Source organism: Mycobacterium sp. GA-1199, assembly GCF_001500045.1.
Classification (GTDB): domain Bacteria; phylum Actinomycetota; class Actinomycetes; order Mycobacteriales; family Mycobacteriaceae; genus Mycobacterium.
Genome location: NZ_LQIX01000021.1, coordinates 50,029 through 62,418 on the forward strand (window position 1 = coordinate 50,029; position 12,390 = coordinate 62,418).

The following is a 12,390-nucleotide window of genomic DNA, read 5'->3' on the forward strand; positions in this document are numbered from 1 at the left end:
GCAGAGTGCGCATAGCCGGACGTTCCCCGGGAGGAGCCAGCATGCCCACGATCACCACCAGCGACGGCGTCGAGATCTTCTTCAAGGACTGGGGGTCGGGTCAGCCGATCGTGTTCAGCCACGGTTGGCCGCTGTCGGCCGACGACTGGGACACGCAGATGATGTTCTTCGCCCAGCACGGGTACCGCGTGATCGCCCACGACCGCCGTGGGCATGGCCGCTCGGCGCAGGTCGCCGACGGACATGACATGGACCACTACGCCGACGATCTCGCCGCTGTCGTCGAGCACCTCGACCTTCACGACGCAGTCCACATCGGCCACTCCACCGGCGGCGGCGAGGTGGCGCATTATCTGGCCCGGCACGGGCAGGCGCGAGCGGCCAAGGCGGTGCTGATCAGTTCCGTGCCGCCGCTGATGGTCAAGACCGACGCCAACCCCGGCGGGCTGCCCAAAGACGTGTTCGACGATCTGCAAGCGCAATTGGCCGCCAACCGCTCTGAGTTCTACCGCTCGCTCGCGGCCGGCCCCTTCTACGGGTTCAACCGGCCGGGAGTGGAGCCGTCGGAGGCGATCATCGAAAACTGGTGGCGCCAAGGCATGATGGGCGGCGCCAAAGCGCACTACGACGGCATCGTCGCCTTCTCGCAGACCGACTTCACCGAGGACCTGAAGAAGATCACCATTCCGGTACTGGTCATGCACGGCGACGCCGACCAGATCGTGCCGTACGAGAACTCCGGTCCGCTGTCGGCGAAGCTACTGCCCAACGGCACCTTGAAGACCTACCCCGGCTATCCGCACGGCGCGTTCGTCACCCACCACGACGTCATCAACCCGGATCTCCTGGAGTTCATCCGGTCCTGACCGCCCTCACTTCATCGCGCGACGCGAGGCTTTCACGATGAGTTTGCGCACCCGCTCGGAGATGTGGACGGCAAAGAGTCCGTTGAAGACGTCCTCGCGCAACCGCGTCAACGTCGAACTCGTGAAGCGCCAATGGCCGTCGAACTTCTCGTAGGTCTCGTGGTAGTGACCGTAGCCGCGCAGGTTGACACCGGGGCCGAAACGCACGACATCCTCGAGCGCCCACACCCCGCGCGCGGTGGTCGGCGATGTCAGCTCGATCTCCGGGGCGTGCACCTGATGCACCGTGGCCTGGCCGCGCAAGCTCTTCCGGGTGAACGCGACGAACTCGTCGGCGCCTCGGATCACCTTTCCACCGGCGGGGGACGTGTCACTGAGAAAGTCATCGGCGAACAGGGTGCGCCACGCCGCCCAGTCCTTGGTGTCCAGAAGGCGGCAGTAGCGCGCCTTCAGTTGCTTGATCTCCTCGATCTCGACGAGGTCGACCTCGGTCATCTCGTGGACATCTTCTGTGCCTGCTCGACGTAGAACCGCGCGGCCCGTTCGAGCGACTCGGCGGTGGGCCGCGGGTGCCACCCGAGTTCCCGTGACGCCTTACTGTGGTCGGCAGGCGCCATGATGTGCAGCAGCCGGATCCCGGTGGTGTTCATCGGGATCTCCCGCCGCAGCAGCCGGGCCACCACGCCGGCGACCCGTACGGTCGCGTACACCACCGGAAGCGGGACGCCGAAACGCGGCGGCTTCGCCCCGACCGCCCGTGCGGCTGTGGTGAGCATGTCACGCATCGGCATGTAGCTCTCGGAGATGATGTATCGCTCGCCCACGCCGCCGCGTTCGGCAGCGAGCAGGAAGGCCTCGGCGACATCTTCGATGCCGACGACCTCGGTGGACACGCCCTTGATGTAGGCCGGGATCTTGCCGAACGCGGCGTACTGAACCATCAGCCCCTGGTGCGGTTGCCAGTCGCGGGGCCCGTACGGGTTGGACACGTTCATCACCACGGCGGGCAGGCCGCGGTCGCGGGCGTAGGACAGGACCAGTTCCTCGGCCTGACGGCGCGATTCGATGTATGCCCCGCCCCGGTCGCCCCAGTCGAACGGCATGTCCTCGGTCACGGGACGGCTTCCGTCGCCGAGGGCGATCGTTCCGATGGTGCTGCAGAACACGAACCGGTGCAGGCCCGCCTTCGCCGCGACATCGAGCACCCGGCGCAAACAGTTGACGTTGGTTTCGAACAGCGGTGCGGGGTCGCTCAGATGAAATCGGGTGTCGACGATGCAGTAGTGGACGACGTCGCGGTCGGCCATCGCCGCGCGGAGCGCTTCTTCGTCGTACAGGTCGCCGTAGCAGCGCTCGACGTCGAGGTCGTCGATGGCCACCGTCGAACTCGTCTCACGCAGATACACCCGCACATCGTCGCCGCGCTCGACGAGTTTGCGCGTGACGTGCGAACCGACGAACCCGCTCGGGCCCATCACCAGCGCGCGGCGCGCGGGCTGTTTCGCTGTCGGGGGTGCGTCTGTCATGTTCTGTACCTCGCGAGCGACCGGAAACTGTCAGATTTTCACGGCGTTTCGTGCGCAAACACGGACGCTCGCGAAAAAAGGTTAGGAGGCTTTCTTGGCCGGCGGGGCGTATGCCGGCTTGCCGAGGCCGAGCACGTACTGGGCGATCATGTTGCGGAACACTTCCAGCGTGCCGCCGTAGATGCCGACCAGCGGCGCGAAGCGGTACACGTACTCGGCCGCGCCGTCGTCGATCGCCCCGTCGGTGCCCAGCGGCAGCGAGGACGCCGTGCCGAGCAGATCCATCAGATCCGGTGAGATGTCGCGCATGGTCTGTGCCAGCGCCACCCGGCCGAAGATGCTGGTGGCCGAGAACGACGCCTCCATGCGGGCGACGCTGCGGCCCAACCGGTAAGCCACCGACCCGTCGTCGATCAGCCTGCGCCCGTTGGGATCCGGTTCCGTGACCTTGGCGGCGGCCTTGTCGACCGCGGCGGCCATCGTGTTGGCCTGGTGCATCATGATCGAGACGTCCTGCAGGCCGTCGGCGGCCGCCTCGACCGCGCCGTGCTCGACGTTGAGCGGTTCGCGCACCACCGTCCAGCCGTCGTTCACCTCGCCGAGACGGTACTTGTCGTCGACGCGGACATCGCTGTAGTAGACGATGTTCGTCCGGTCGCCGTCGACCGTGCGGATGCCCTGGATCTCGATCCCGGGTGAGTCGAGCGGGACCAGAAACATGGTGAGGCTCTTGTGTTTCGGCGCGTCGGGATCGGTGTTGGTGATGAGGAAGACGTACTGGCAGTTGTGCGCGCCGGTGGTGAACATCTTCGAGCCATTGATAATCCAGCTCGATCCATCCGCTTCCCGCACGGCCCTGGTCTTGCAGGTCGCGACGTCGGACCCGCCCTCGGGTTCGGTGTAGCCCAGGCAGAGCCGGACCTCACCGGTGTACACCCGCGGCATCACCTCGGCCTTGAGTTCGGGTGAGCCGAACTTGTCGACCGACCGCGCGATCATCGCCGTCGTACCGAACGTCACCCACGGCACATGCGCACGGCGCTTCTCCAGCTCCCAGATGCGCCGCCGGACCCGGTTGAACCCGCCTTCGGATTCTGGCTTCCATTCGCGCGCAAGGTATCCTGCCTTACCGAGCGCCAGATGCACACCCTCGTCGAAGTTGTCGCCGGTCTCGCGGTCCCGCCGGATCACCTCCTCGGTGACGATCTCGGCCAGGAAGGCCCGCGACTCCTCGAGGAACGCCTGATCCTCTTCGGACAGTTCGACCCGTGAGAAATCCATTACTTGCCCTCTCCGCTCTCGCGAGCCGCGACGATGCCGGCGATGTACTTGGCTGCGGCGGCCGGGTCTCCCCCGGCCAGCGCCCACCCGCGGGCGCGCAACAGGTACGCACTGGCGGCGGCCTCCGCCGAAACCCCGAGCCCGCCTTGCACCTGCACCGCCATCGTGGCGGCCTTGGACGCCTCCTCGGCCATGAACACAAATGCCGACGGCGCCAGTTCGGGCCGCTCGTCGGGTTCGTTGTCGAGGAACCACGCGGCGCGGCGCGCCAGGTTACGCCCGCCCTGCACCGTGATCGCGATGTTGGCCAGGGGATGCGAGATCGCCTGCAACGTCGAGATGGGCACCCCGAGGGTGTAGCGGGTCTTGGCGAACTCCGCGGCGATCGTCATCGTCTCCTCGACCAGACCGACGAGCGCCGCACCGGTCAGCACCCGCCATTCGTCCAGTGCCCGTTGGTATTCCGCCAGCACGTCGGCTCCGCTTGCCAGGACGGTCCGGTTGTCGGCGGCGGCCGGGTCAATCCACGCCATCGGCAGCCGGCCGATGTTGTCGACCTTGGTGGGGCGGGTCGCGAACGTCAGCTTGACGATGTCGTCACCGTCGCGCAGGACGATGTGGTCGGCGATCGATCCGCTCGGCAGCAGGCGCACCCCGGATACGCTGTCCTGCTGGGGGTCCAGCCCGACGATCTGCGTGCCGCTCACGATGTCGGGGTCAGCCGCACCGAGCCGGCCGAGCAGCCGCGCCGCGCTGACGTGGTCGATCCACGGCACCGGCGCCAGCGAGCGACCGATCTCCTCGGCCACCAGAGTGAGGTCGACCAGGGTGGCGCCGTCGCCGCCCGCGTCTTCGGGCAGCGCCATCGTGGCCGCGCCCATCGTGCACAACCGCTCCCAGAGGCTCTTGTCGAAACCGGATGCCTCCGCGGCGCGGACGGTTTCGATCGAACAGTGCGTCTTGAAGAAATCCTTGTACGCCGCCTGCAGCGCCTGGTGGTCGTCGGACAGGCTGTAGTCGAGCCTGCGCAGTTCGTAGCGGTCCATCACTGCTCCTCGTCGGCGCCGAAGAAGAACTTCTGCGCGTTGTTGTACAAGTAGTTGTCCAGCACCTCGGCCGGCAGGTCAAGGGCGAGCGCCTCGGGCACGACGCGGCGCATCTTGAGCACCGGCCAATCCGATGCGTAGATCACCTTGTCGGGCCCTCGGGTCCGCATGTAGTGGAGCAGGCTGTCGGGCAGCCGCTTGGGCGACCATGCCGACGTCATCAGGCGCAGGTTCTGATATTTGATCAGCAGGCGGATCGCGACGTCCCACCACGGGTCGGCACCGTGGATCATGCAGAGCTTGAGTTCGGGGAACCGCACGCAGACCCGATCGAGGTGGATCGGGTTCTGCACCTCGCCGGGGATCGGCGGTCCGGGGATCCCGGTGTTGACGCACAGCGGCAGCCCGAGTTCGGCACATTTGGTGTAGAGCGGGTAGTAGACCGCGTCGCTGGGCGGGTACTGCCCGTCGCCCCAAAAGCTCGGTCCCACCGCCGCATACGCCACCGGCAGGTCGTTGACGACGGAAGCCAGCTCCCGCAGCGACGGGATCGGCCGCAGCAGGTTGACCCCGCCGATCGCCAGCGCGAACCTGTCGGGCCTGGCGTCGACGAACTTGCGTGCCGTGGTGGAGGGTTTGGCGATGCTGTCCATCAGGATCGCCTTCTGAACCCCCTGCTCGTCCATCTCCTCGAGCAGCTCGCCGAGATCGACGGGGGCGAACATCGACTGCGGGCCCTTGAAGTAGTCGTCGCGGACCTTGAGCATCCAGGTCGGCTGCTGTTCGGTCTCGCCGAAGTGGACGTTGACCAGGCAGTCAATGGCGCGGGCGCTCATGCGTTCACCTGTTGTGTCGCAGCGGCTTTGGCCCAGCGATAGTCCGGTTTGCCATTTCCGAGGCGACGCACCTGGTCGACGAAGATGAACTGTTTGGGCGCCTTGAACCGCGCCAGGCTCGATGTGCAGTGCGCGTGCAACGGGTCGTGGGCGGCCTCGGCACCGTCGCGCAGCGAAACGAGCGCGACGATCTCCTCACCCCAGCGCTCGCTCGGCCGCCCCACCACCAGGGCGTCGGATATGGCCGGATGAGCGCGCAGCACCTCCTCGACCTCCTCGACGAACACCTTCTCGCCTCCCGTGTTGACGACCAACGAATCACGTCCGAACAACCGCAGCGTGCCGTCGGAGGCCAACGATCCCCGGTCGCCCGAGATCACCACACGCTGGCCGTCGACCACCGGAAAGGTCCGGCGTGTCGCCGCCTCGTCGTCGAAGTAGCCGAGCGGAATTCGGCCGCCGCGCGCAACAAAACCGATCTCGTCCTCGCCGGGTTCGAGGAAGCGTTGGTAGTCCTCGGAGAGCACCAGCGCGCCCTCCCGCAGCTCGAAGGTCTCCTTCTGCTCACCGCGCTGGCTGCGGCCGAACCCCACGTTTCCGGTTTCCGAGGATCCGTACCCGTTGATGAGGGTGATCTGGGGCAGTAACTCCAGAAGCGCGCGTTGGTGTTTCGGGTTGGTGGCCGCCCCGCCGGTCCCGATCGCGAACAACGACGACAGGTCGTAGGAGCCGCGTCGCAGCTCCTCCACCAACGGTGCCGCGTAGGCGTCACCGACCATCGTCATCAGGCCGACCTTCTCCCGCTGGGCGGTTTCCAGCACCGCTCGCGCATCGAATCGGGTTCGGTCGTAGAGGATCACGGGCAGGCCGTTGAGCAAGGCGGCGAACGCCGTCCACATCCCGGCCGCGTGCATCAGCGGAGAGACCGCGAACCAGGGTTGTCCCCCATGCGCAACTTTGGCGTGGATCTCGTCGACCGACTCGTGGTCGGCGCCGTTCATCGAGATGACGTAGGTGTCGCTCTGGCGCCACATCACGCCCTTGGGCCTGCCGGTTGTCCCACCGGTGCACACCATCATGACGTCGTCGGGTGAAGCGGTGATGTCGATGTCGGTATTGCCCTGCGCCAGAACATCATCGAGAGTGAGGGCGCCGGCGAGCTGACGTTCGGACGTCCCGTCATCGATCTCGATCAGCAGGTCCGCCGAGGCGGGCGGCAGCACGTCTGCGAACTTCGGGCCGAACGACCGGTGGTAGATGACCGCGCGCGGGCGCAGGTAGTCGAGGAGTTCGGCGACTTCGCGCGGCGTGTAGTTGTAGTTGACGTTGACAGGGACCGTGCGGGCCTTCAGACATCCGATCACCATGTCCGGGTACAGGTCGTTGTGCATGAGCAGCGCGACACGGTCCTGTCCGCACTCCCAGTTCTGCAGGTCAGCGCGCTCGCGGTGCGCGCCGAGTCCCTGAGCGGCGAGATAGTTGGCCAGGCGGCGGGTGCGATCGGCCGATTCACCGAAGGTGCTGCGGCGGCGGCCGCAAACTGTCATCACCCGATCGGGCACCGCCTCGGCGATCGCGTCGAGAACCGCCCCGATCGTCCACTCTCTCATCGGCCAGCACCCCCGCTGTTCCCGTTGTGCGGTTTCATCCGCGACACGCCGCGATGTGCGGATGAAACCGCACAATGGCGCGTGATTCCGTTCGGCATCACACGGCCGCGACGTTCGCGCCGAGAAGTTCGAGGGCGTTGTCGCGCATGACCTTTCGGGTGTCTTCGTGGCTGAACTCGGGGAACTGCGGGATGTCGGCGGTGAACGAGGTGGGATCTGCCAACCCCTCACCATGCGGCCAGTCGGACCCGAACAGAATCTTGTCCACACCGATGGTGTCGGCCAGCAGCTTCACGTCGTCCTCGTAGTACGGCGCGATCCAGACGTTGTTGCGCAGCTGCTCGACCGGATCCTCCTTGTAGTGGTACGGCGCGTTGTTGGCGGACTTCTTGAGCCGCTTGATCAGTCGGTAGACGAAGTAGGAACCGTTCTCGATGCTGACCACTCTGAGCTTGGGATGCCGGGTGAACACCTGGTGGACGATCATCGCGGCGATGGTGTCGTGGATGGCGCGGTCGTCCATGATCACCATGTCGAGCGGATCGCGCTTACCGAAGCCCTTGAACACACCGCTGCCGCCCCACAGCGCGGGGATCGCCATGTAGCCGGAGTCGGACAGGTGAAAGACCACCGGGACGCCCGCCTCGGCCAGACGCGCCCACACCGGGTCGTGCACCGGATCGCCGAGTGAGCGCGGCCGTACGTCACCCGGCACCGGCGCCGGCCGCACGCACACCAGCTTCGCGCCCCTGTTCAGGACGAATTCAACCTCCTCGATGGCCTTCGCGGGGTCGGCCAGCGAGATGATCGGCGCGGCGATGATGCGGTGATCGGGCCGGTCGAATCCCCAGTCCTCGTCGAGCCACAGGTTGAAAGCATGGACCGTCGCCATGGTGGCCGGGATGTCGTGCTTGAGTCCCTCCTCGACGCCGCACGCGAAAGTCGGCAGCATGAACACGGTTTCGAGGTTCTGCTTGTCGAGGATCTTCACGCGGGCGTCGCGGTTCTGGTACTCGGGATGATCGGCCAGCCGGTCGACCTTCATCAGCGACGCCGGGTCGACACCTTCGGGTATCTCGCCGCGGAACAGCAGGTCCAGGCAGCCGGGTTCGATGATCGGGTCGAACGTCGGGTTCGGGATGAAATGGTTGATCACACCGCCGAACACCGCGTACGTGCGTTTTCCGTCGGTCAGCATCTGCACGCCGCGGCTGCGGAACTCTTTGGGCAGGTGCCGGGTGCACGCGTCGAGCGGTTCGTAGTAGTGGTTGTCGACGTCGATGGCCATGTAGTCCAGGGGCTGTGGTGCGCTCATGTCGCATCCTCCTCACGTGTCAGGGGCGGGAAGTTCGGGGGGCGCTTCTCGAAGAAACTCGTGATGCCCTCGAGGAAGTCGGGTCGTGTCATCGACTCGTGCATCAGCTTCTCGGCGTGCTCGCTGGCGTCGAAGACATCGCGCATGGTGTCTGCGTACACCTGTTGTTTGATCACCGCCAGGGAACTGGGCGCACAGTTGGCGGCGATGTCCTCGGCGTAGCCGATCGCGCGGGCCAGCAATTCGTCGGCTGCCACCACCTCGTTGACCACCCCCAGCCTGGCGGCCTCGTCGGCGAAGAACACCCGTCCCGACAGCAGCAGGTCCATGGCCACGCCGGTGCCGACGATGCGCGGCAGCATCCACGAGATGCCGTATTCGGCGATCAACCCGCGCCGGGCGAAGGACGTCGTGAACTTGGCGCCCTCGGCCGCGAAGCGCACGTCGCACGCCAGCGCCAGCGTCAGCCCGATGCCCGCGCAGGCGCCGTTGACCGCGGCGATGACGGGTTTGCGCATGCCCATCAGGAAGTGCGGATGCCGGGCACCGACGAGCTTGCCGACGTCGGTGTCGGCCGCGGCGTCGACCGTCGTCGCGCTGATCGTCGTCAGGTCGCCCATGTCGGCGCCCGCGCAGAAGGCGCGGCCGCTGCCGGTGACGACGATCGCCCGCACCGCAGGGTCGGCTTCGGCGTCGTCCATGCGTTCGTAGAACGTGCCGGCAAGTCCGCCGCCCCAACCGTTCATCCGGTCCGGCCTGTTGAGGGTGAGCACCGCTACCCCGGTGTCGAGCACCTCGTAGCGGACCGGCGCGTCATCGGAGTCGGATCGGGCGTCGGCGACGTGGTCAGGAGCGCTCAACCAGCAGTCCTCCTCCAGCGGCGCGAGCTTTGTGAATGCTCATACTGTACACCTATCGGTAGCGCCTTCCGCAACCGTTGCCGCCGCCTGCCGAACGTGGTCGGACGGCACGTCGAGACGCTCACGCATCGACCAGCCCGAGCCGCCGATACGCGGCGTCGATCTGGGCTTTCGCCTCAGCCGGCAGCTGTGCCTGGGGCGGACGAGAGTGCGGAAACTCCCCGATCGGCAGGCCCAACACCGACGCCGCGTATTTGAACGCCCCGCCCCAGTGGGTGAAGTAGTCGGGCCGCCCCGGATAGCAGGTGAACCACGAGCCCATGTCGAGGTCGAACTGGTCGAGCCCGGACTCGCGCGCGTGGTCCATCGCCTCCACGAGTTTGTCGTTGACGATGAGCTCCCAGTACTCACTGAACACGCGTCGCTCCGGGGTTTCGAACAGATAGCCGGCGGTGCCCAATTGCGCGGGGCAGACGATGCCGTCGCGCAGCCACCCGGCGCGGTACACGGTCTTGTCGCACTCCCACACCGCCAGACCGGGCGCCAACTCGTGCAGCATCCTGCTCGCCATCGGCCGGAAGGCGCCTTCCTTCGTCGCGCAGACCGCCGGAATCTCGTTGTAGATGGCGGCGCTTTCGGCCGGCGTCAGGACGTAGCCCGACGACGGCGAATTGAACATGCCCAATGCGATGTCGGTGCGGTCGGCGATGTAGCGGAAGAAGTTCAGCACACCCTGCCCGCCGTGCGCCTCCATCATCGGGGTCTGGATGTACACGATGTCGGCTCCGGCCTCCTGCGCGTGACGCGTGAGCTCCAGGCAGTCCTTGGCGGCCGTCGCCGCGGTGCACGCCTGCACGACGACATCGGGGTTGGCGGCGCGGCCCTCCTCGATCGCGACCTCCAGCAACCGCTTTCGCTCGTCGATCGTCAGCGCCCAGAATTCGGCGATACCGCTCGTGCACCACAGCAGCGGATGATTCAACGCACCGACGCAGTGCCGCACCAGCGTTCGGTAGGCGTCCCAATCGATGTCGTCACCGTCGACGCCGCAGAACGGCGTGTAGAGCGAATCACCGATCCCGCGCAGATGATTGCGGGCCCACTCCCGGGCGTCCTTCGCCGAAGCCACGATGACCTCCTCAGCCGATTCGATCGAATCTCACGTGAAGGCTCAGGTGAAATCTGAGCCCCCGTCGACGTTTACGTTGGCGCCGGTCATATACGAGTTGCGGCGGGAGGCGAGAAATGCGACCACGGGCGCGATTTCGTCGGGCAGCCCCGCGCGCGGGAGATGCGCCGGATGGCCGAAGTGCTCGCCGATGGCGGACATCAACGCGTACGGATCGTTGCCGTCGACGCCCACCGACTCGGCCCACCCGATCAGCGCTTCGGAGGCGATGCTGCCCGGAGAGACCACGTTGACCATGATCTCGTCGGGGGCCAGCAGCAGCGACAGGTTCTTCGAGATGCTCGTCAGCGCCGCTTTGGCTGCGGTGTAGGCGGGCAGGATCACGCTCTGCCGTTGCGTCGAATGTGCGGAGAAGTTGACCACCCGCGCCCATTCGGCCGCGCGCAACAGCGGTAAAGCCGAGCGCACGCAGTGCACCATGCCCATCACGCCGCTGTCGAACGCAATGCGCCACTGCTCGTCGGTCAGGTCCTCGAAGGTGCCGACCGCGTCTGGACCGACGGCGTTGATCAGGATGTTGAGCCGACCGTCCCAGCGCTGTGCGACTTCGTCGAAGGCTCGCTGCACCTGGTCAGCGTCGGTGGTGTCGGCGCTCAGCGCAAGCGTGTCCGGGCTTCCGATTTCGGCGAGGGCGGTCGCCGCGTCTGCGAGGACATCCGGCGTCCGCCCGACAACCGCGATCCTGGCCCCGTCCTCGGCCAGGCAGCGCGCCGTCGCAAAACCCATTCCGCGCCCGCCGCCGACCACGACGGCGGTGGCGTCCTTCAGCCCGAGGTCCATGCGGCCTTTCGCTCACCCGATTGCGTAGAAAAGCTTACTATAGGACTTACAGTAGAACAGCGAAATCACCGTGGAGACCGGCGACGGAATGGCTGCCGGTATGGTTGACGGCAACGGCGTGGCCGCGACACCCCTGCATTGGCGCAGATCAGAGGCGGCTGACGGTACATTCAGGTCCACCAACCCGCTTTGCAGGCTGCGCGGCTAATTCGATGGAGGTGCCCTAGTGGCAAGGCAGGCGACCGCGGAGAAGCGTCAACGACGCGAGCGCGGATCGATCAATCCCGACGACATCATCAAGGGCGCCTTCGAACTCGCCGAACAGGTGGGCATCGACAACCTGTCCATGCCGCTGCTCGGTAAGCATCTCGGCGTCGGCGTCACCAGCATCTACTGGTACTTCCGCAAAAAGGACGATCTCCTCAACGCGATGACCGACCGCGCACTGCGCCAGTACGTGTTCGCCACGCCCTATGTGGAGGCCAAGGATTGGCGCGAGACGTTGCGCAACCATGCGCGCACCATGCGCAAGACGTTCATGGGCAACCCGATTCTGTGCGACCTGATCCTCATCCGGTCGGCGCTGAGTCCCCGGGTGGCCAAGCTGGGCGTGCAGGAGGTCGAGAAGGCGATCGCGGGCCTGGTCGAGGCGGGTCTGTCGGCCGAGGATGCGTTCGACACGTACTCGGCGGTCTCGGTGCATGTCCGCGGATCCGTTGTGCTGCACCGCCTTCGGGAGAAAAACCGGGCCGCCGACGAGGGCCCCAGCGACCTCGAGGAGACCATGAGCATCGACGCCGACAGCACACCGCTGCTGGCGCTGGTCACCGAGAAGGGCCACCACATCGGTGCGGCCGACGACAAGAACTTCGAGTTCGGTCTCGAGTGCATCCTCGACCGGGCGGAACGCCTGATCGAGGACGCCGGTAAGGCCAAGAAGACGGCCCGCAAGCGCTGACTTCTGGGCTTGCGCCCTCGTTTGTGGATCTGACGACGGTTTGGGCCGGCATTGTCAACCGGTGAGTGCAACGTTTAGGCGGCGGCTTGGTTGAGGAGTGCGGCTAACCGCTGGGCCGGTGTG

General features: G+C 66.3%; 12 protein-coding genes. 2 read left to right on the forward strand and 10 right to left on the reverse strand.

Translation table 11 applies throughout. The annotated features are described in order from the left end of the window. Positions 1-41: 41 nt before the first annotated feature. Complete coding sequence (locus AU198_RS14950; RefSeq protein WP_064348932.1) at positions 42-866, forward strand: alpha/beta fold hydrolase; 825 nt, start codon at positions 42-44, stop codon at positions 864-866. A gap of 6 nt (positions 867-872) precedes the next feature. Here the strand turns inward: AU198_RS14950 and AU198_RS14955 are convergent, their stop codons facing one another. The 10 genes from AU198_RS14955 to AU198_RS15000 all read right to left on the reverse strand — a co-directional run bounded on the left by AU198_RS14955 (position 873) and on the right by AU198_RS15000 (position 11,309). Beyond that, positions 873-1,361 (reverse strand): nuclear transport factor 2 family protein, encoded by a 489-nt coding sequence (locus tag AU198_RS14955; RefSeq protein WP_064348933.1) that lies wholly within the window; start codon positions 1,359-1,361, stop codon positions 873-875. After that, entirely contained in the window at positions 1,358-2,392 is a 1,035-nt protein-coding gene (locus AU198_RS14960; protein ID WP_064348934.1) for an NAD-dependent epimerase/dehydratase family protein, read from the reverse strand. Before AU198_RS14960 ends, AU198_RS14955 begins: the two co-directional genes overlap by 4 nt. Before the next feature lie 81 nt (positions 2,393-2,473). Beyond that, the gene (locus tag AU198_RS14965; protein WP_064348935.1) at positions 2,474-3,673 is read right to left on the reverse strand and encodes an acyl-CoA dehydrogenase family protein; all 1,200 of its coding nucleotides are present in this window, start codon (positions 3,671-3,673) and stop codon (positions 2,474-2,476) included. Beyond that, the gene (locus AU198_RS14970; RefSeq protein ID WP_064348936.1) at positions 3,673-4,719 is read right to left on the reverse strand and encodes an acyl-CoA dehydrogenase family protein; all 1,047 of its coding nucleotides are present in this window, start codon (positions 4,717-4,719) and stop codon (positions 3,673-3,675) included. The genes AU198_RS14965 and AU198_RS14970 overlap by 1 nt, the downstream gene beginning before the upstream one ends. Beyond that, positions 4,719-5,555, reverse strand: coding sequence for an amidohydrolase family protein (locus AU198_RS14975; RefSeq protein WP_064348937.1), 837 nt, complete (start codon positions 5,553-5,555; stop codon positions 4,719-4,721). Before AU198_RS14975 ends, AU198_RS14970 begins: the two co-directional genes overlap by 1 nt. Beyond that, on the reverse strand, positions 5,552-7,165 hold the full coding sequence (locus AU198_RS14980; protein WP_064348938.1) for an acyl-CoA synthetase: 1,614 nt from the start codon (positions 7,163-7,165) through the stop codon (positions 5,552-5,554). The genes AU198_RS14975 and AU198_RS14980 overlap by 4 nt, the downstream gene beginning before the upstream one ends. Positions 7,166-7,262: 97 nt before the next feature. Continuing rightward, positions 7,263-8,480, reverse strand: a complete 1,218-nt coding sequence (locus tag AU198_RS14985) for an amidohydrolase family protein (RefSeq protein WP_064348939.1) — start codon at positions 8,478-8,480, stop codon at positions 7,263-7,265. Continuing rightward, positions 8,477-9,340, reverse strand: a complete 864-nt coding sequence (locus AU198_RS14990) for an enoyl-CoA hydratase (protein WP_064348940.1) — start codon at positions 9,338-9,340, stop codon at positions 8,477-8,479. The genes AU198_RS14985 and AU198_RS14990 overlap by 4 nt, the downstream gene beginning before the upstream one ends. Before the next feature lie 121 nt (positions 9,341-9,461). Further along, the gene (locus AU198_RS14995) at positions 9,462-10,469 is read right to left on the reverse strand and encodes a dihydrodipicolinate synthase family protein (RefSeq protein ID WP_064348941.1); all 1,008 of its coding nucleotides are present in this window, start codon (positions 10,467-10,469) and stop codon (positions 9,462-9,464) included. Between the two features lie 42 nt (positions 10,470-10,511). Then, the gene (locus AU198_RS15000) at positions 10,512-11,309 is read right to left on the reverse strand and encodes an SDR family NAD(P)-dependent oxidoreductase (RefSeq protein ID WP_064348942.1); all 798 of its coding nucleotides are present in this window, start codon (positions 11,307-11,309) and stop codon (positions 10,512-10,514) included. A 226-nt stretch (positions 11,310-11,535) separates the two neighbouring features. On the opposite strand from AU198_RS15000, the gene AU198_RS15005 reads away from it, so the two are divergent. Next, positions 11,536-12,267 (forward strand): TetR/AcrR family transcriptional regulator, encoded by a 732-nt coding sequence (locus AU198_RS15005; RefSeq protein WP_064348943.1) that lies wholly within the window; start codon positions 11,536-11,538, stop codon positions 12,265-12,267. Positions 12,268-12,390: the final 123 nt, after the last annotated feature.